At 60.8% G+C, this 19,001-nt stretch carries 15 protein-coding genes and 1 pseudogene; 4 read left to right on the top strand and 12 right to left on the bottom strand.

The annotated features are described in order from the left end of the window. Positions 1-7: 7 nt before the first annotated feature. The 4 genes from FJ970_RS13880 to FJ970_RS13865 form a co-directional block, all read right to left on the bottom strand. Positions 8-3,163, bottom strand: coding sequence for an efflux RND transporter permease subunit (locus FJ970_RS13880; protein ID WP_140762115.1), 3,156 nt, complete (start codon positions 3,161-3,163; stop codon positions 8-10). Between the two features lie 4 nt (positions 3,164-3,167). Next, positions 3,168-4,442 carry an efflux RND transporter periplasmic adaptor subunit gene (locus FJ970_RS13875; RefSeq protein ID WP_140762249.1) on the bottom strand — a complete coding sequence of 425 codons (1,275 nt, stop codon included), beginning with the start codon at positions 4,440-4,442 and terminating at the stop codon, positions 3,168-3,170. 222 nt (positions 4,443-4,664) lie between these two features. Then, positions 4,665-4,886 (bottom strand): hypothetical protein, encoded by a 222-nt coding sequence (locus tag FJ970_RS13870; RefSeq protein WP_227792125.1) that lies wholly within the window; start codon positions 4,884-4,886, stop codon positions 4,665-4,667. 137 nt (positions 4,887-5,023) lie between these two features. Continuing rightward, a complete protein-coding gene (locus FJ970_RS13865; protein ID WP_140762109.1) occupies positions 5,024-5,674 on the bottom strand; it encodes a hypothetical protein in 651 nt (216 codons plus the stop codon). A gap of 208 nt (positions 5,675-5,882) precedes the next feature. On the opposite strand from FJ970_RS13865, the gene FJ970_RS13860 reads away from it, so the two are divergent. Both FJ970_RS13860 and FJ970_RS13855 read left to right on the top strand, forming a co-directional pair. Continuing rightward, entirely contained in the window at positions 5,883-6,611 is a 729-nt protein-coding gene (locus FJ970_RS13860; RefSeq protein ID WP_140762106.1) for a response regulator, read from the top strand. Then, positions 6,608-7,849 (top strand): ATP-binding protein, encoded by a 1,242-nt coding sequence (locus tag FJ970_RS13855; protein ID WP_140762103.1) that lies wholly within the window; start codon positions 6,608-6,610, stop codon positions 7,847-7,849. Before FJ970_RS13860 ends, FJ970_RS13855 begins: the two co-directional genes overlap by 4 nt. Positions 7,850-7,945: 96 nt before the next feature. On the opposite strand, the gene FJ970_RS13850 is transcribed toward FJ970_RS13855, so the two are convergent. Then, the gene (locus tag FJ970_RS13850) at positions 7,946-9,412 is read right to left on the bottom strand and encodes a hypothetical protein (protein ID WP_140762100.1); all 1,467 of its coding nucleotides are present in this window, start codon (positions 9,410-9,412) and stop codon (positions 7,946-7,948) included. Positions 9,413-9,649: 237 nt separating this feature from the next. Here FJ970_RS13850 and FJ970_RS13845 point away from each other — a divergent pair, with 237 nt between their 5' ends. Further along, entirely contained in the window at positions 9,650-10,240 is a 591-nt protein-coding gene (locus FJ970_RS13845; protein WP_227792124.1) for a sulfotransferase family protein, read from the top strand. An 84-nt stretch (positions 10,241-10,324) separates the two neighbouring features. On the opposite strand, the gene minE is transcribed toward FJ970_RS13845, so the two are convergent. The 5 genes from minE to FJ970_RS13820 form a co-directional block, all read right to left on the bottom strand. Next, positions 10,325-10,597, bottom strand: a complete 273-nt coding sequence (minE, locus tag FJ970_RS13840) for a cell division topological specificity factor MinE (RefSeq protein ID WP_023774842.1) — start codon at positions 10,595-10,597, stop codon at positions 10,325-10,327. Further along, positions 10,594-11,409 carry a septum site-determining protein MinD gene (minD, locus tag FJ970_RS13835; protein WP_140762098.1) on the bottom strand — a complete coding sequence of 272 codons (816 nt, stop codon included), beginning with the start codon at positions 11,407-11,409 and terminating at the stop codon, positions 10,594-10,596. The genes minE and minD overlap by 4 nt, the downstream gene beginning before the upstream one ends. Before the next feature lie 158 nt (positions 11,410-11,567). Next, positions 11,568-12,410 carry a septum site-determining protein MinC gene (gene minC, locus FJ970_RS13830; protein ID WP_140762095.1) on the bottom strand — a complete coding sequence of 281 codons (843 nt, stop codon included), beginning with the start codon at positions 12,408-12,410 and terminating at the stop codon, positions 11,568-11,570. 188 nt (positions 12,411-12,598) lie between these two features. After that, the gene (locus FJ970_RS13825) at positions 12,599-13,741 is read right to left on the bottom strand and encodes a response regulator (RefSeq protein ID WP_140762093.1); all 1,143 of its coding nucleotides are present in this window, start codon (positions 13,739-13,741) and stop codon (positions 12,599-12,601) included. Then, positions 13,738-14,196, bottom strand: a complete 459-nt coding sequence (locus FJ970_RS13820) for a response regulator (protein ID WP_140762090.1) — start codon at positions 14,194-14,196, stop codon at positions 13,738-13,740. Before FJ970_RS13820 ends, FJ970_RS13825 begins: the two co-directional genes overlap by 4 nt. A 595-nt stretch (positions 14,197-14,791) precedes the next feature. On the opposite strand from FJ970_RS13820, the pseudogene FJ970_RS13815 reads away from it, so the two are divergent. Beyond that, positions 14,792-16,070, top strand: a pseudogene (locus tag FJ970_RS13815) (IS701 family transposase). Here FJ970_RS13815 and FJ970_RS33900 read toward each other — a convergent pair. Beyond that, the gene (locus FJ970_RS33900) at positions 16,003-18,456 is read right to left on the bottom strand and encodes a hypothetical protein (RefSeq protein ID WP_415752033.1); all 2,454 of its coding nucleotides are present in this window, start codon (positions 18,454-18,456) and stop codon (positions 16,003-16,005) included. The pseudogene FJ970_RS13815 and the gene FJ970_RS33900 overlap by 68 nt on opposite strands. A gap of 367 nt (positions 18,457-18,823) precedes the next feature. After that, positions 18,824-18,973: a hypothetical protein gene (locus FJ970_RS13810; RefSeq protein WP_140509404.1), complete on the bottom strand. Its 150-nt coding sequence runs from the start codon at positions 18,971-18,973 to the stop codon at positions 18,824-18,826. Positions 18,974-19,001 lie beyond the last annotated feature (28 nt).

Genomic DNA, 19,001 nt, shown 5'->3' with positions numbered 1-19,001 from the left:
AGAACCCTTATTGCTGGTTGGCCGTCACCGGCGTTTCGCCCGTATCCTGCCCGGGATCTGGTTTGGCCACCCTGCCTTTGAAGATGCGCCGCACCGTGACGAACAGCAGCGGCACCAGGAACACGCCGATCACGGTCGCCGCGATCATGCCGCCCATCACGCCGATGCCGACGGAGTTCTGCGCGCCTGAGCCGGCGCCGCTGGCGATCGCGAGCGGCGTGACGCCGAGGATGAAGGCCAGCGACGTCATCAGGATAGGCCGCAATCGTTGTCGCGCCGCCTCGAGCGTCGCCTCCACGAGCCCCATGCCGGCCGTCTGCCGCTCGATGGCGAACTCGACGATCAGGATGGCGTTCTTGGCGGCGAGACCGATCGTGGTCAGCAGACCGACCTTGAAATAGACGTCGTTGGTCTGGCCGAACAGGCTTGCCGCCGCCAGCGCGCCGAAGATGCCGATCGGCACCGACAGCATGACCGCGAACGGGATCGACCAGCTCTCATAGAGCGCCGCCAGGCACAGGAACACGACCAACGCCGAGATCGCGTAAAGCGACATCGCCTGGTTGCCCGAAAGCCGCTCCTGATGTGACAGCCCGGTCCATTCATGTGAATAGCCGGCCGGCAGCTGCGCGACGAGTTTGTCGATCTCGTCCATCGCCGCGCCCGAGCTCACGCCCGCAGCCGCCGCGCCCTGGATCTCGACCGCCGCCGAACCATTGTAGCGTTCGAGCCGGGGCGAGCCGAATGTCCAATGACTGGAGGCAAAGGCCGAGAACGGCACCATGGCGCCGCTGGCATTGCGGACCTGCCATTTGTCGAGATCCTCCGGCTGCATGCGGAAATTCGCGTCCGACTGCATGTAGACCGGCTTCACCCGTCCGCGATCGATGAAGTCGTTGACGTAATCGCTGCCCCATGCGCTGGACAGCGTGTTGTTGATGTCGGCAAGACTGACGCCCAGCGCGCTTGCCTTCTCCTGGTCGATGTCGACCGAGAATTGCGGCTGGTCCTCCTGGCCGTTGGGGCGCGTGTTGGCGAGCAGCTTGCTCTGCGCCGCAAGACCCAGAAGCTGGTTGCGCGTCTGGATCAGCGCGTCATGCCCGGCGCCATTGACGTCCTGCAGGTAGAAATCGAAGCCGTTGGTGTTGCCGAAACCCTGGATGGCGGGAGGCGCCAGCGCGAAGACCTGCGCATCCCGGATCTTGCGGAAAGCGCCCATCGCGCGGCCAGCGATCGCCTGCGCGGCCATTGCGGGCGACTTGCGCTGGGCGAAATCCTTCAGCCGCACGAAGCCGATGCCGACATTCTGCCCGGCGCCGCCGAAGCCGAAGCCCGACGCGGTGAAGACCCCGTCGACAGCGTCCTTTTCGTCGTTGAGATAGTGGTCGGTGACTTGCTTCAGAACGCGCTCGGTGCGGTCCTGCGTGGCGCCGACCGGCAATTGCACGCTGGTGATCAGGATGCCCTGGTCTTCTTCCGGCAGGAACGAACTCGGCAGCCGGGCGAACATCCAGCCCACGGCGATGACGATGGCGAGGAAGATGGCAAGAAATCGCCACGACCGCTTGATGATGCCATGCGAGCCGTCGCGATAGGCCGTCGTGCCGCGATCGAACATCCGGTTGAACCAGCCGAACGGACCCGTCTGCGTCGCATGGTCCTTCGGCCGCCGCAGGATCGTGGCGCACAGCGCCGGCGTCAGCACCAGCGCCACCAGCACGGACAGCACCATGGCCGAGACGATGGTCACCGAGAACTGCCGGTAGATGATGCCGGTCGAGCCGCCGAAGAAGGCCATCGGCACGAACACGGCCGACAGCACGGTGGCGATGCCGACCAGAGCGCCGGTGATCTCGTTCATCGATTTTCGCGTCGCCTCTTTCGGCGACAAATCTTCCTCCGCCATGACGCGCTCGACATTCTCGACCACGACGATGGCGTCGTCCACGAGCAGGCCGATGGCCAGCACCATGGCGAACATGGTCAGCGTGTTGACGGAATAACCGAACAGCGACAACACGCCGAACGTGCCGAGCAGCACCACCGGCACCGCGATGGTCGGGATGATCGTCGCCCGCAGGTTCTGCAGGAAGATGAACATCACCAGGAACACCAGCACGATCGCCTCGGCCAGCGTCTTGACCACTTCCTCGATCGACAGCCGCACGAAGGGCGAGGTGTCATAGGGGTAGACGACCTCGACCCCTTGCGGGAAGGTCGAGCTCAGCCGGTTGATCGTCGAGCGCACCGCTTCGGCGGTGCTGATGGCATTGGCGCCGGTCGCCAGGTTGATGGCGACGCCGGCCGCCGGCTTGCCGTTGTAGTGGGCCTGCGTCGTATAGCTTTCGGCGCCGAGCTCGACGGTGGCGACGTCATTGAGGCGGACCAGCGAACCGTCCGTCTGGCTCTTCAGGATGATGTTGCGGAACTGTTCGGCGGTTTGCAGCCGGCTCTTGGCGGTCACCGTGGCGTTGAGCTGCTGGCCCTTGCGCGCCGGCAGGCCGCCGAGCTGGCCGGCCGAAACCTGCGTGTTCTGCGCCTCGATGGCGCTCGCCACGTCGTTCGGCATCAAGGCATATTTTGCGAGCTTGTCCGGGTCGAGCCAGATGCGCATGGCATAGCCCGAGCCGAACAGCTGCGTCGAGCCGACGCCTTCGACGCGTTTCAGCGTGTCGTTGACCGTGGCGTCGACATAGTCCGCGAGATCGGTCGAGTTCATCTTGCCGTCGCTGGAGACGAAGCCGATGACCATCAGGAAGCCGGTCGACGATTTTGAAACCGTGATGCCGTTGCTCTGCACCACCTGCGGCAATTGCGACTGCACCAGTTGCAGCTTGTTCTGCGTCTGCACCTGGGCGGTGTCGGGATCGGCCGAACTGGTGAAGGTTAGCGTGATCGAGGCCGAACCGGTCGAGGTCGACGTCGCCGTCATGTAGTCGAGATTGTCGATGCCGGTCATGCCTTGCTCGATGATCTTGGTCACCGAATTCTCGACCGTCTGCGCGTCGGCGCCGGGATAGGTGGCGCTGATGTTGACCGTGGTCGGCGCGATCTGCGGATATTGCGAGATCGGCAGCGTGGTAAGCGCGAGCAGGCCGCCCAACATGATCACGATGGCGATCACCCAGGCGAAGATCGGCCGGTTGATGAAAAATGCTGACATCGTCTCAGTTCCCGGTCGAGGCGGCGGGTTGCTGGCTCGTGCTGGCCATCTTGGATGGGGCCGGCAAAGCCGATGTCTGACCGCGGTCCTTGATCTCCCCGGTCGCCTCGTCGATCGTCACTTCGACGCCCGTCGCGTCGCCGCCGGGGCGCACGAGCTGCAGCCCCTCGACGATGACGCGGTCGCCATCGCCGACACCGCTGTCGACCAGCCAGTTGTTGCCGACGGTGTTGCGCACGGCGAGCACGCGCGTCTCGACCTTGCCCTGCGCATTGATGACCATGGCCGTCGCCTCGCCCTTCGTGTTGCGGGTGACGCCGCGCTGCGGCACCAAAAAACTGTTCTGGGCGACGCCCTCCTCGACCAGCGCCCGCACATACATGCCGGGCAGAAGCAGGCGGTCGGGATTGGGAAACTCGGCTCTCAACGCGAATGTGCCGGTGGTCGGGTCGACATTGGCGCCGGCGAATTCCAGCTTGCCGGTCTGCGTGTAAACGGTGCCGTTCTCGAGTTTCAGCTTGACGCTGACATTGGGTCCGCTGAACTTCAGCCGCCCTTCCGAGATCGCCTGGCGCAGATTGAGCAAATTGGTGCTCGACTGCGTGACGTCGACATTGATCGGATCGAGCGAACGGATCGTGGTCAGCACCGTCTCCTGGTTGGCGGTGACCAGCGCGCCCGGCGTCAGCGTGGACTTGTCGATGCGACCGGCGATCGGCGCGGTGATCGAGGTGCGGTCGAGGCTGATGCGTGCGGTTTCGGCGCTGGCCTTGGCGGAAGCCACATCCGCCTGCGCCTGCGCCAGCGTGGCGGCGGCATCGTCATAATCCTGTTTGGAAACAACGTTCTGCTTCAAGAGGCCGGCATAACGGTCGAACTTGGCCTGCGCGGTAGGCACCGCCGCCGCCGCCTTCTGCTGCGCCGCGACCGCACTGTCATAGGCCGCCTTGTAGCTCGCCGGATCGATGAGGTAGAGCGGCTGTCCCGCCGCCACCTCGCTGCCTTCCTTGAACAGGCGCTGCTGGATGATGCCGTCGACCTGCGGGCGTACCTCGGCGATCAACGACGCCGCCGTGCGCCCCGGCAGTTCGGCCGTGATCGCCACCGATTGCGGATGCAGCGTGACGACGCCGACTTCCGGCTTGCCGACGCCGCCCATGCCCGCGGGAGCCTTGGCTTGCTCCTGTGAGCAGGCCGCCACGAGAAGGGCTGCGGCAAGCGCCGTCCAGGGCGCGAGCCGGCGAACCGGCGGGGAGGACTGGCTGGACTGGATAGACATGGGCTGAATGATCTTTCGCTTGAGGTGCGGTGGCTGCCTGGGCATGGGATCGTGCAAGGAGGGGCGAGGCCGAACGCTGGCGGTGTCGAGCAGTGCTTCGAAGCGGCTCATGTCGCGCTCCTGCTTCGCGGGTGGAGCGCACTCGAGGATCGAGTGGCTGGCTGCGATGCCCCCGCGTCATTATGCCGATCAGCGCCGACATGCCAAGCGCCTTGCCAAGTCTCACGCGATCTTGCGGTCATGATTTTCGTCGGGCCGGTGCGCAAGCGGGAGCGACAGGCGCCAGGCGGCGAATTGCAGCCGGATCGCGCCCTTCAGCGTGTCGGCGGGCAGCGCCGCGTCGTTGGCGCGCCCGGGCAGCGCCGCATGACTGGCGCGCCCGGGCAGCGCCGCATGACTGGCGCGCCCGGCATGGCCGAGCGATGCGATCAGCCGCAGCAGCATCAGGGCTTCCCACATTGTCGTGCCTTTATTGCAAGGGGTGAACCTGGGATGGCGCGTTTCGCCACCCCGGGAAGGAAACCGGCCGGCCCGGGAACGGGTTGAGTACCGGAGCCGGCCGGCGCAGCCGGTCAGAATTGTCAGCCGTTCCCGGGCTGGGGTGGCGACATCAGGCCATCATTGGGTGGGCCTGCCGGACTGGCCGCATCATTCGGCGGGCCGCCCCAGGGACCGGGGGGTGGTCCGTGGGGCCCTTCCGCCGAAGCGAGGATTTCGAGCTGTTCTGGCGTGAGCTTGGCGCGCAGCTCGGCGATCGCGTCCTTCAGCTTCGCGGCCGAGGCGGCGCGCGCCGTGACGTCGTCGGCCAGCCTTTCCTGGAAGGCGAAGGGATCGGGCGTGCCGCCAGCACCCGCATCGGGGCCTTTCGCCTGCGGACCACGATCAGGCCGCGGCGGCGACAGCACCGCCTGCAGCGCGCTGGTGTAGTCGCGCCAGGCGTCGAGCTGTTCGCTGCGGATGCCGACGCGGGTTTCGAGCGCGGCAAGCCGGGCGGCCAGCATGAATTCCGGCGGCGGCCCCAGGCGGTGGGGGCCAAAACCTTCCGGGCCGTGCGACATCGGCCCGCGCGGGCCAAAACCCTGCTGCCAAGGCATCGGGCCATGGTCTGGGCCATCCTGCATTGCCATGACCGGCGGCCCGCCGGGTGCGGCACCCGGATCGGGTTGCGCCGCCAGCGCGGGGTGAATGGCGGCGGCGGAAAACAGGCCGAGCGCAAGAAGTCTGCTTCGCATGACGGTGCTCCTTTCATCCATACCTTGGACGCCGGGAGGATAGGAAGCGTGTTTGTCTGCTTCGCGTCGGCGTGTTGCCGAAGGTTTCCGCAAAAGGGCAATTTGTTTCCGAACGTTTCCATGAGCCGGCCAGAAACATTGCGTTGCAATTTTCCATGCCGCTTGCGCGCGCTCTCCCTATAATCGGCGCCAAGCAAAGGGCACGGCAATGCAGTCACAACCCCATATCCTCGTCGTCGACGACGACCGCGAAATCCGGACGCTGCTCGGGCGCTATCTCGACGGCCAGGGTTTTCGCGTCTCGGTGGCGGCCGACCGGCGCGAATGCGAGCAGAAGCTGGCCTCGGGCCAGTTCGACCTGACCGTGCTCGACGTCATGCTGCCGGATGGTTCTGGGCTCGATATCTGTCGCGCCTTGCGCGACCGCAAGCCGCATATCCCCGTGATCCTGCTGACGGCGCTGAAGGAAGATGTCGACCGCATCATCGGGCTGGAGCTCGGCGCCGACGACTATCTCGGCAAGCCGTTCAACCCGCGCGAGCTGACCGCCCGCATCCGTGCCGTGCTCAGGCGCTCGACCCCGGAAGAGGCGGCGCCGGCGCCCCCGCCCCGCGCCTACCGTTTCGCCAGCTATAGGCTGGAGCCGGACACCCGCAAAGTGACGGATGCGCAAGGCGCGGCCGTCGATCTCACCGGCGCCGAATTCGACCTGTTGCAAGTCTTCCTCGACCGCCCCGGCCGGCTGCTGTCGCGCGACCAGCTGCTTGATCTCACGCAAGGCCGCGAGCGTGACCCGCTCGAACGCTCGGTCGACGTGCTGATGAGCCGGCTGCGCCGCAAGTTCACCGACACCGGCGACGGGCCGCTGTTCAAGACCGTGCGCAATGGCGGTTACCAGCTCACCGCGCGCGTCGAGACGGTGGAGGCGCAGGCGTGAACTCGCTGCGCCGCCGCCTCATCCTGTTGCTGGTTGCTTCGATCGTCGGCGTCGTCGGCCTGGCGACGGTGGCCGTGCTCAGCGTGCGCGGCGGCGGGCCGCCGCCGGAACTCGTCGTGCCCTGGGTTGCCCAGCAGATGGAGCTCGTGGTGCGGCTGCTGCCGGGGCCCATACCCGATGTGCTGCGGGTGCAATTCAGCGACCGACCGGCCGATGGCAAGGTGGACCGGCAGGAGACGGCGATGCTCAATGATCTGCTGCGCCGGCGAGGTTTCGACGTCCTGGCCGTCGTCAGCGACAAACCGGGTGAACCCGCCCAGCGTGCCTCCATGCGCCTGCCCGACAGCCGTTGGGCGATCCTGGAAATTGCCCACATCGATCCGCCCAGGCGCGAATGGCTGGTGCTCGCCGGCTGGATCTCGCTGATCGTGGCCGGCGCCACCGCCGTCTCGGTCTATTTCACCGCGGTGCTGATCCGGCCGCTCGAAATGCTGGAGGCCACCGTCTCCAAGATCGGCTCGGACGGCGTGCTGGCGCCGGTGCCGGAGGTGGGATCGGCCGAGGTCAAGGCGACGGCGCATGCGCTGAACCAGCTTTCGTCCAGGCTGAAAACCGCCATGGAGAGCCGCATGCGGCTGGTGGCCGCCGCCGGCCATGACCTGCGCACGCCGATGACGCGCATGCGGCTGCGCGCCGAATTCCTCGACGAGGAGCGCGACAAGTGGCTGCACGACCTCGACGAGCTTGACCGCATCGCCGACAGCGCCATCCGCCTGGTGCGCGAGGAGGTCAACCAGGATGCCGTCGAGCCGCTGGACCTGGAGAAGATGGTGCGCGACATATCAGCCGAGATGGCCACGCTCGGCCATTCCGTCTCGATCGGGCATCTCGACAAGGTTTCGGTGCGCGCCGGCGCGCTCGGCCTGCGCCGCGCGCTGCGCAACCTGATCGTCAACGCCGCCACCCACGGCAAGGCCTGCACGATCGCGCTCGACCTCGCCGGCAGGCGCGCCGTGCTCTCGATTTCGGATGTCGGCCCTGGCATTCCGCCCGACCTCATCAACAAGGCCTTCGAGCCCTTCTTCCGCGTCGACCCCGGCCGCCAGCAATCCATTCCCGGCGCCGGCCTCGGCCTCGCCATCGCCAAGGAAATCATCGAACGCTACGGCGGCACCGTGACGCTGGAGAACCGCCAGGGCGGCGGACTGGCGCAGACCGTGGTGTTCGCGGCTGTGTGATTGCGCGAGGGCAGCGGCCGTCCGCGTCGTCAAGGGCAACCCAACGCTGGGACACTGCCAGGCAATGGGGCCCGCGACCCTCGCTAGCGGAGCGAGCTACGACGTGGCGCGCAGATTTCTGCGCATGGTCCGCCTGCCCGTCGCACGGGCCTTCTCGGCCACCACGGCGGCGATCTCGACCACCTCGCCCTCGCGCGATCTGCCGTTGGTGGCTTTGTGGAGCCGCTCGTAGGGCAGCAATTCCTTGATCCGGGCGTTGAGCGACGCGATTTCGGCCCGCAGGTCCTCGCATTCCTGCCGCTGGACATCCCGCTGTATGTCCTCCGATGCCTGTTGCAGCGCAATCTGCGAAAGATTGGCGTTCGCTTTGGAAAGGCTCATCTTGTCGGTTTCGTTCTCGTCCGTGAGCGCCGACAATCTTTCATCGGCGATCTTCTTTTCGGCCACTGCGTCGTCCAACTCGGTCTTGAGCCTGGCGATCTCGGCGGCGGCCGCGCTGTTCTCGTTCGAGGCCCGCTCCAGCCGCGATTCCAGGTCCTGTATCTCGGAACGCAATCCGCGCATTTCCGTCTGGCCGCGAGCCCGTTCGGCTTCCCAGTCGCCTTCCATCATGCTGGCCGACTCGGTCTTTTCCGCCAGCTTCGCCTGCGTGGCCTCGAGCGCCTTCTGCAGCCGGATCTCCTCTTTCTCGCTCTTCCCGAGCGCCGCCATCAGTTCGGCAAGCCGCGCTGCTTCGCTGGCGTGGATTGCCGAAAGCTCGTCCAGCCTGTGGCGCGTCTGGGTCTCCCGCTTCAGCACCTTGTCGAGCTCGGCCGACAGGCTGACATGTTTCTCCCGCAGCATCTTGCTCTCGCGCAGGCGCCTGTTGGCCTCGACCGTCCTGGCCGTCAGCCGGTTGGCGATGTCGCCGAACTCCGCGTCGCGTTTGGCGTTGGCATTGGCCATCTCCGCGAGTTCGAGCCTTACCGCTGCGAGCGTTGCGCGAAGCGTCTCCCGGTCCTGGACCAGGGTCGTCTCGCGCTGCTGCAGCAATTCGCACGCGCCGTCACGCTCGCGCAGCTTTGCCGCCGTGTCGTGCAGCTTTTCCGACAGCGTTCTCTGCTCCGCGATCAGGCCGGCATTCGCGAGCTCCAGCTCATTGGCGCGAAGAATGTCGGTGTGGAGGATGTTGAGGAATTCCCGCGTCAGATGGTGCGAGGTCGAGATCTCCGACAGTTTGCCGTTGATCTCGTCCAGATAATCCCTGGCGTCGTGGAACATCCCTTCGAAGGCATTCAGTGCCGCCAGCCGGGTCTGGGCATGAGGCGTCAGTCGTGGCGCGGTTTCGGCGGTCTCGGCATTGCCCGCCGCATCGGGAGCGTCCGCGGCATCCGCTTGTGGCGCATCGGCTTGGACTGGCGAGGCGTCGGCGCCTGACGCGGGATCCGGGACATCGTCGCCCTTTGGCGGGTCCTCGAATTCGCTATCGAGGCTGGCATCCAGGGCGTCGGCCAGATCGTCCTGTAACTCCTGGAGTGCGTTGTCTACGTCTTCAGCACGCTTGATCAGGCTCTTGAAGTTCATACGGAACTCCCTCTTACGCAACCAAACCCAGATATTTAATAAACTGCTAATATGTATCCTTACATCCGCTTATTCCGCAAGGGAAGGCCCCGGTGGGAAATGTAAATTTGCAACATTGGCGATTTGGATGCCGCGAGCAGCCGGCGTTCGCGACGGTGTGAACGTCGTGTGCAGCCTGATATGCAGCCGGCAAACGGCCTGCAGGTCGAACGGGAGGGCGTGGAGATGTAGATCAAGGTGATCGGAACCGGCTTCGGCCGGACGGGCACGGATTCGATGCGCGAGGCGCTGGCCATTCTCGGCTTCGGCCCCTGTCATCACATGCATGAAGTGATCGGCAACGAGGAGCAGAAACGGATGTGGCGTGCGCTGGCGCAAGGTGCCGCGCCGGACTGGAACCAGCTGCTCTCGGGCTATGTCTCCTGTCTGGACTGGCCCTCGGCGTATTACTGGCGCGAACTGATCGAGTTCTATCCGGATGCCAGGGTGATCCTGACCTACCGCTCGGCCGAAAGCTGGTGGGAGAGTTTTGAAAAGACGATCGCGGCGGGACTTGAGCAAAGCGTGGACCGGGAATCGCTGGGCATTGCCCTGATCGCCAGGCAGGTGTTCGGCGGCCGGCCTGGCGATCGAGCGCATGCCATTGCCTGCTATGAGGCCAATGTCCGAGCGGTGTACGCCGGGGTGCCACCGGATCGGCTGCTGGTCCACGCTCTTGGCGATGGCTGGGAACCGCTGTGCACCCATCTCGGCGTTGCGATACCGGATCAGGACTATCCCAATAGCAACAGCGCCGCGGGTTTCAGGTCGAGATTTTCGCTGAACTGATCTGGACGAATACCTGCGGTGCCGGACCGGCAAATCGCGTTCCTCGCCCCCCTCTGCAGAGGGGCGAGGAAACAGCGCGGCGTTTTATCCCGCCATGGCCAGCGGCACGGCGCTCTTGTTGGGGATCTGGATGTCGATTTCCAGCGTCGACATGGTCTCGCCGCGATCCATCGAGACCTGAAGGTAGTCCTGATCGATCTGCACATGCTTGGCGATCACAGCCATGATCTCCTCGCGCAGGATGGAGACGAGATCGGGCTGGCCACGGCTGCGGCGCTCATAGGCGAGCAGCACCTGCAGCCGCTCGCGCGCCACCGGCGCGCTGGTGCGCCGCTTGAAGAGGTCGAGGATGCTCATGCGGCCCTCCTTCCGAGCAGACGGTCGAGAAAGCCCTTGCGTTCGAAGGGCACCACCACCGGCAGATCTTCGCCTTCCAGCCGCCTTGCCGCTTCGAGATAGGCCTTGGCGGCGTTGTTGAGCGGCTCCGACAGCGTCACCGGCGAACCGAGATTGGAGGCGCGCAGCACATCCTGGCTTTCCGGGATGATGCCGAGCAGCGGCACCGACAGGATTTCCAGCACGTCGTCGATCGAGAGCATTTCGCCGCGCGCGGCGCGCGCCGCGTCATAGCGGGTGACCAGCACGTGCTTGGCGATCTGCTCGCCCTGTTCGGCGCGCATGGTGCGGGCGTCGAGCAGGCCGATGATGCGGTCGGAATCGCGCACCGACGACACTTCCGGATTGGTGACGATGACCGCCTCGTCGGCGAAGCGCATGGCGAGCTGCGCGCCGCGCTCGATGCCGGCCGGGCTGTCGCAGAAGACATAGTCGAACACCGAGCGCAGCTTGTCGATCACTTCGCCGACGCCGTTCTCGGTCAGCGCATCCTTGTCGCGCGTCTGCGAGGCCGGCAGCAGGAACAGCGTGTCGACGCGCTTGTCGCGGATCAGCGCCTGCGACAGCTTGGCTTGACCCTGGATGACGTTGACGAGGTCGAAGACCACGCGCCGCTCGGCGCCCATGATCAGGTCGAGATTGCGCAGGCCGACGTCGAAATCGACCAGCGCCACCTTCTTGCCGGTCTTGGCGACCGCGGCCCCAAGCGCGGCCGTCGAGGTGGTCTTGCCGACGCCCCCCTTGCCCGATGTGACGACCACTACCTTGCCCATGGAAAAAGCCTCCGTTGCCTGTTGTCGTTGCCGTGCGCCGCACGGTTGTTGTCAGAGCCTGCCATCATGCCATCCCAAACCGGTCCGAGGCTTGCGCGCGGCGCCTCGGCGCTTGTCCGGGCCGGAACCGTGAAACCGGGCGTCAGCATCGCGCCGCCCTAGTTCAGCGGCACGACGGCGAGCATGTCGCCTTCGAGGAAGGCCTGCACCGCCTTGCCGCGCGAGACGCCTTCCATCTCTTCGGCCGTCGTGTACCAGCCATCGACCGAAATCAGTTCCGCCTCGTTCTTGCGGCAGAAGATGCGCGCCGACCTGTTGCCCTGCGAACCGGCGATGGCGCGGCCGCGCAGCGTGCCATAGACATGGATCGAGCCCGCCGCGATGATCTCCGAGCCCGACGCGACCGAGCCCAGCACGATGACATCGCCATGCGGATGGAAGATCGACTGGCCCGAGCGGATCGGCGACTTGACCATCAGTGTGCCGGCCTGGACAGCATCCACCGCGCCGGCTTCAGCAGCCTTGGCAGCCTTGCCCTTGCCGGCCTCGGCCTTGATCTCGACCGGCTTGCCCTCTGCGGGCTTGCCGGCATCCTTGCCGCGCTCCGAAAACACCGTCTCCAGCTTGCCGGCTTCATCAGCCGCCTCCGCCTTGCCCTTGCGCCCGGAAAGCAGGCCGTCCGAAGTCGCCTCCTTGGCGCCGGTCAACAGCGGCGGCAGGTCAAGCCCCAGCGAAGCCCCTTCGAGCTCGATCGCATAGACCCGGATGCCACGCGCACCGAGCGAAGCGACCAGCAGCGCGATATCGGCGACCTCAGGCTTCAGCACATTCAAATCGAGCACTACCGGCCGCCCGGCAAAATACCCCGGCGAATTGCCGATCCAGTGATCCAGCCCCTCCAGCCAAGCCGCAATCGGCGCCTCCGGCGTCAGCGTGAAGGCCACGAACGAACGGGCGCGAAAACGAATGGATTTTGTTTCGACGGGGGCGGCAAAGGTCACGGCCAGCGAATCCTTACTGAGAGGTAAACGCTAGGGGGTTAATGGTTAACGAATGGTTAACGGGTGGCTCAGGTGGCGCGGCTTGAAGCGAATGCTGGAGCGAACAGTTTTTCCCCCAGTCGCCTCGCGAGGAACATTCCAGAAATAGCTGATTAAAAATAGCCAGCCAATCGCCTTAGCGCAACGCTTCACCTGAGGAGGTTCGAGACCATATCCAATACGAACTTCGCTGACACAAAAGAACCATACTCATGCAGGCTGTCACCTTTGGTGTTAGTCGCGTCATCGACGACAACTTTTGCAGCGAACGTTTGCAGTTGGTGACCTGACAATTCCGAAGCTACATAAAAACCGAATATCTCCATGTCCAATCCAGCGAACTTTCTGTGCTGCAGCCGTATCGACCCCAATCGCTTCTCGCTGGCTATGACAGCAGAGCCCGTGGCGAATGGTGCGATCTTGGGGGAGGAGCGTTCAGCGGGTCTGAATTTACCCGTATATTCTGCTTCAAGATGCGTCAGAAGAAGCGGGTCTTCCATGATCTTACTGATCGCCAGCTTAGTAGCAGGGGTAATGTTGGCTTGGTAGGGTTCAGCTTCGAACAGGTCGTCTAACCACTTGCCAGATTGATACTCCCAGCACATGTCGGCGACCAAAAGCTGCCCGAGCTTTGAATGATCGCCATTCCCGGCACAAATGCCAGACATTGCGACGACACGTGGGGCATACTGGTCCAGAACACGCGAAACCAACGTCGCTGCAACTACGAGCCCCATCCTGGGCATAAGAACGATCGTCCCTGACCTGCCATCCAGTTCAAAATCCCAAAGGTCAATCCCGTACCGTGTCAGGCTTTCAATCTTTACACGCCCGTCGCTGAGAAACCCCCTTCTTTCCTTCTCCAATGCTGTAAATATAATAAAATCATATCGGCCGCGGTCACGAGCCTGGGCCAGAAAAATATCTAAGGCCTGCGACCACATTTCCTGTCTATCAAAATCATAAATGATACATCCACGCGCCGCAAAATCATCGCGGCAATTGTCAGCTTCTTCGGGGAATGCCGTTATAGCTAGTACTGGGACGCGGATGTGGCCGGAATAGTCCAGCATCTTGAGAATTTCACGGCCAGAACTCCTCGACTCTCCACCCTCTACACCTGGCATCCTAATATCTAGAATACAAAGATCAGGGGAGCTCCCACCTATAGACGCAAATTGAGCGACTGTCTTGACCCTATGTATCGCAGCATCCTTGACACCCTTCTTCGATAACTCAGCACGGATAGCCTCGAATTTGTCGTCCATGTCTTCAAACACGACGATCCTCATTTAATTCTCTCCATCACTGAGTCGAATGCCGCCTCCCAATCGGGACTCTTATACGAGTAAAGTATCGCTCCAACAACCGTCTGGCCATATTTCTGCGAAATTAGCCGTGGAATATTATTCAGCTTTATACGATCCCCACTTATGATGACATCTGGGTACTGCGTTACAACAATAATCCTTGTATTTCGGCTGCATGCTTTGAGAGCCCGCAGAACCTCCATGCCGCCTACGGCCTGATTAACCCCCCCCTCACCTCCCTTGGCCTGATCCTTGGAAAAGGTTGGCAGAGCCATATCGAGGACAATAAGGCCGAAATCCGTTGCGCCAACTTTCAGGACAGCCTCTTTAACACCCTGAGCGATCTCAAGATTTCCCTCAGCCACGCCGGCCGCGAGAAGTCTCTCTGTCAAGTCAGCCGTCTTGTGTTCTTCGTCCTCAACCAATAGCACCTTCACGAGCGGTCTCCGTTATTGCAAGCTCGACCGTAAGAACAAACGATATCTCACAGTCATCTGCATTTAGATTCAAAGCCGTCGTTGAGCGTCCCTCACTACTCCCTGTGATGAAGCGTAGCTTCTTGATCCCTGAATAACCTTCCCTCGCCATTGACGTATCCAAGTCCGTGGCAGAGAAACAACTCTCTAATCTTTGGATGTGCCTCATTCGACCTTCGGCGGGCAACTTAGAGATCACTCTAACTGATAGGCGACCGATACTCCCCTGCTCCGGAATTACGCTTTCGACCACTATCGAGATGGCGGTGTCCGCTTCTCGATAGTCGAGAGCATTGCGAACCAGCACTGAAAGGCAATCGTACATTCTATGGACGGACAGACCGTCAAGGACTAAATCGACACTGTCACCTTGCCAAGTGAGGGCGGACTCCGGGAGCAAAGCGTGGTTAGTCACCTCCATTACGATGAGATCGCCGAGTTGCCGTGTGGAAGCGCTTACGAATCCGCTCTCGGGTTGTCGGAACCAACTGCCTAGCACTACTTTGGCAGATTTTTAGCGGCGGCGCGTTTTTGGAATTCCCAAGAGAGAGTTTGCGTGATTCATGGGAGGTCGGCTTGTGGAGGGCCGATCAATGGATGTGGACTGGCAAGCCGATCTCGAGCACTGGCTTCAACCGTTTTTGGCAGGTCTTTCGCATCCAGCTCGGCGCCGGATGTGTCCGCTGTACATTGCTGGTCTGATCGGGCCGGGCGACCGTAAGAGCGTACAACCGATGGCCGCGCGCACTGGCGAGGTCGGCTACGATCAGCTTCATCATTTCGTCGCGGCAGGGGTTTGGGACAGCGCCCCGCTCGAGGCCGCCCTGCTGAAGGAGGCAGATCGCCTGGTCGGCGATGAGGCGGGTTTTCTCGTCATCGACGACACAGCGTTACCGAAGAAGGGACAACATTCGGTTGGTGTCGCGCCTCAATACGCTTCGTCGCTTGGCAAGACGTCCAATTGCCAGTCACTGGTGTCGGTGACCCTGGCCTCGCGCGAAGTGCCGGTGATGGTGGGCCTTCGGCTCTTCCTGCCCGACACCTGGACGAATGATCCCGAGCGGATGATGCGGGCGCGCGTCCCGAAGGATCGACAGGTCGCTCTGACAAAGCCGGAGATCGCCATCGAAGAGATCGATCGTATCATCGCCTCCGGCGTGCGTTTCGGCTGCGTGCTTGCCGACGCGGGTTACGGGTCGAGCAGCTCTTTTCGTCAGGCTTTAAGTGAGCGCGGTCTGCTGTGGGCTGTAGGACTATCGCGACGCCAAAACGTCTATCCGGCCGATGTTGATCTGATCTTCCCGGTCGCGACCACCGGCAGGCGCCGCCAATATCATGTCCCAGACCAGCCGCCGGTCTCTGCCGAGGTGATGCTGTCTGGTGAGAGATGGCACAAGATAAGCTGGCGGCGCGGCACTAAAGGTCGGCTGACATGCCTCTTTGCGGCTCGCCGTGTCCGCGTTGCGGATGGTCATAAGCACCGGATGCTCGACAATCGCGTGCAATGCATGCCAGGCGACGAGGTCTGGCTCGTCGGCGAACGCCGGTCGACTGGCGAGCAAAAATACTATGTGTCGAACCTACCGGCCGATGCGAGCCTCAAGATGCTCGCCGCCACGATCAAGGCCAGGTGGGTTTGTGAGCAGGCACATCAGCAATTGAAGGAGGAACTCGGCCTCGACCACTTCGAAGGCCGATCATGGACTGGATTACATCGACATGCCTTGATGACCATGATCGCCTACGCCTTTCTCCAAGCCCGCCGCCTCAAAGCAGCGGGACGAAAAAAAAAGAGTCGGCGGACCACCGCCACAACCGAGCATGCCAGCTGTTAGACAAGCCATTCTCGACCTCTTCACGCGATCGCCACCCCGCAGATGTCCTCACTGTCAGAAGCTGCCCGCACACGCCCTCAAACCTAAACTGCCAAAGTAGTGCTAGACGAGTGAACCTTTCATAGACAGCATTCCACAATTCGGTGCGATACTGCCGGTGCAATTCTCCCGTGAACCCTCCCAGATGCTCATCCATGCTCGCCTGAGCTTGGTGCAGAATATCCACGGTAATCACCTTTGAAGCGCTCGCGAGCTGCGGCTCGATCTCAATCCAACAAAAGCGAATAAGCAGGTCCAAGAAAATTTCATAACTTCTGCCCGCTATAGCAGAGAGCCGCAGCTGAATTAGATTTATGCGAGTTATCTCGTCTTCGTCCTTGATCTCAGCAGAGAATATCCCTCTAGATTTATTAGGAGATTTGAATTGCAGCAAATCAAGGCGCATGTGCTTAACCAGCGACCGATATGACTCAACCCAATTGTCATTGGCCTCCACAAAGTCATAATCTATTGCCAACGCTTGGAAATGCGGCCGTTCAATAATGGAATCGACACCACCGAGCATCGTTCCCATAAGTGTGTTATGCCTAATACGCCGACCAAGGTACGATTCAATTCCAAAATTCGTATTTAGACAGAACTGCGCAAAAGCATACTTTACAACTTCCATAAGAACATAGTCAAAGGCATTGTTAGCAGGAATCTCAGCCGTTCCAGTCTGTATTCCGCTCGGTCCGATGACAATTGTAGTGGCTTGAATTGTTTTTATCTCATGCTCGATAACTCTTGCATACTCCTGAGTATAAGCATTCGGATTCTCGATTAGCCATTTCTTCATTCCGAATCCGTCAATATATATACGACTGTCATCAAAATACTTCCTAAGTTTTGACACCTGACGCTGCGCCTCGATTGCGTCCGCTTCGATGAGATAGTCGATACGTTCAAGTGCTCTACCAACCAGGCGGAGTATTGACTGTCTAACGATATCAGCTTGGTCGGCAGAACTAATCACCCAATAGAGCTTTTGAAGCGTTGGGCGGTCAAGAGTTACAAGTAAAAAATTGGCGATATTTGGAGTAGACACCAGAAGCCACTCAATGAATTTCTCCACGCTTCCGCTGAATTTTTCTAGTACGGTGTTAGACAGACTTAGTCTGAATTTAAAATCCACATCCTCATCGACCGCGCGTGACTTATATAGCGCCAGAGCAAGGACAGTGACGAGGGGCCTTGAAGCCTCGTCGCAGAAGGCATACAAGCGCTCTATTTCCTGCTCCGCCAACAAAACGTCGAGGGATTGAGTATGTTCGAGAATGAAACGGAGCTCATGGCTATTTAAATTATGCGCTTGCGAACTCGTCTTCATGTATATCAGGAAGAATATTGTACGCATAAATATACCGCTATTCTGAAAGTTTTCATAATCCATAGGGCTCCGAAATCCTACCAGTCCCTTATTCAAATCTTTACTAGTTGGCTGAGGGTAACCTAGTAGACTGTCTTCACTATCGAAGAACCCCGGTAACAATCTTGACGCAAGCACCCTATCAACGAAATGACGATATCGTGCAGGTTTGGAGAACTCCAAAAATGCAATCGATCGCCTATAATATGTGAAATCGGCGTCTTCCGGCCCGACATCATTGTAAAGGGCTAAAGGGTCAAAAGCCGATTTCTGAAAGTCGCAAAAAGCGACGAACAGTTCTGGGTCCATTGTCAGCTTTATGGTGCTGGAAATTCCGGGCCAAGCCTCGCCGATGTGCATCAATTGAAGGATACCGACTACCTCATCGACCAGTGACATCGCGTGCGATTTTCGGAGGAACGGGCCGACGTCGGACATACAAACCGGGGAAGGAATAATGTTATTTAGATGTAATAGCTGCCGGAAGTCTCCTTTCGCATATTTCTGATAGCCTTGAACGCGAGTGGACATTGCTGGGAAGTATGGAAATTCGATATCGATCGACTCTAGGGCTGTAAAGTATGGACCTGGGTGCTTCCGTTGATCTACGATTTCGGACAGATGTGAGAACTGAGCCGTCAACTCGTCCGTCCGGTTTTCGCTGCCGCGAGCCATTATATAAGCGGTCTTCTTCGCCAGATAATTAGAGGCGCCCCATTCCACAGCAAAATAGCTAAGGGCGCTCAATGCATCAACGTAGTCTGCTCCAGCCAACGGGGCCAACGTTGCGATTGCACCAATTATCCCAATGGATCTCTCTTTCCATCCATTAAGGTGACCAACTACAAAGGCAATCTCTTCCTCAGAGCCTATTGGATTGAGTTGATGCGTCTTCAGCAGATTCCGATAAGTCCCGCCGGTGTTAGGAAACGGAAACGCGCCTTCACGCCCAAGCAGCATCCTTGCTGCCAGCGCCAAGTCACCAACATGCGCGTTCTTTCGTATAAGGTTTATGCCAGTTGACGATATAATTTTCGCATCGTCCTTCGCGAGTACGCCCCTGATAATGTTGCGCGTCGCAGCACTCTTTATGTTCCGCAAGTCTTTGTATGTCCGGCGCCGATCATACCTAGTCGGTCTGACTTTGCCGCGAGAATCCAGCCCACCCCCCAATTTAGCCACCCATCCCATTTAGGATTCAGCTCGAATCCTCGCACCAAGACTAGAAGCATGTAGCTATGACATGCAAACGTCGAGTCTTTGCGGTAAAAAAGTCTGTGTAGGGTTTAGCGGATTGAACTGGTAATGCCCGGCCTGTCTCTCATTTTGATAGTAAGCCACCCCCTCACCCCCGCTTAAAATACTGCACCTCCCTTTCATGCTTCTCCGCCGCTTCCCGCGTATCGAACGTCCCCAAATTCCTTCGCTTCCCCGTCTTCTCGTCCTTCTTCCTTGAATAAAGCCGGTATTTTCCGTCTTTCAGCTTCCTGATCATCGGTCTCTCCCTTGGAAAAGACGAAGGG

It is taken from the genome of Mesorhizobium sp. B2-1-8 (assembly GCF_006442545.2).
Lineage (GTDB): Bacteria > Pseudomonadota > Alphaproteobacteria > Rhizobiales > Rhizobiaceae > Mesorhizobium.
This window is presented reverse-complemented; position numbering and strand designations above follow the sequence as displayed.

Bases quoted from the DNA above. Each gene is read 5' to 3' on its own strand.
- FJ970_RS13880 (WP_140762115.1), bottom strand. From the start codon at position 3,163: ATGTCAGCATTTTTCATCAACCGGCCGATCTTCGCCTGGGTGATCGCC.
- FJ970_RS13860 (WP_140762106.1), top strand. From the start codon at position 5,883: ATGCAGTCACAACCCCATATCCTCGTCGTCGACGACGACCGCGAAATC.
- minE (WP_023774842.1), bottom strand. From the start codon at position 10,597: ATGAGCATCCTCGACCTCTTCAAGCGGCGCACCAGCGCGCCGGTGGCG.
- FJ970_RS13870 (WP_227792125.1), bottom strand. From the start codon at position 4,886: ATGCTGCTGCGGCTGATCGCATCGCTCGGCCATGCCGGGCGCGCCAGT.
- FJ970_RS13825 (WP_140762093.1), bottom strand. From the start codon at position 13,741: ATGAGGATCGTCGTGTTTGAAGACATGGACGACAAATTCGAGGCTATC.
- FJ970_RS13850 (WP_140762100.1), bottom strand. From the start codon at position 9,412: ATGAACTTCAAGAGCCTGATCAAGCGTGCTGAAGACGTAGACAACGCA.
- FJ970_RS13875 (WP_140762249.1), bottom strand. From the start codon at position 4,442: ATGTCTATCCAGTCCAGCCAGTCCTCCCCGCCGGTTCGCCGGCTCGCG.
- FJ970_RS13810 (WP_140509404.1), bottom strand. From the start codon at position 18,973: ATGATCAGGAAGCTGAAAGACGGAAAATACCGGCTTTATTCAAGGAAG.
- minD (WP_140762098.1), bottom strand. From the start codon at position 11,409: ATGGGCAAGGTAGTGGTCGTCACATCGGGCAAGGGGGGCGTCGGCAAG.
- FJ970_RS13865 (WP_140762109.1), bottom strand. From the start codon at position 5,674: ATGCGAAGCAGACTTCTTGCGCTCGGCCTGTTTTCCGCCGCCGCCATT.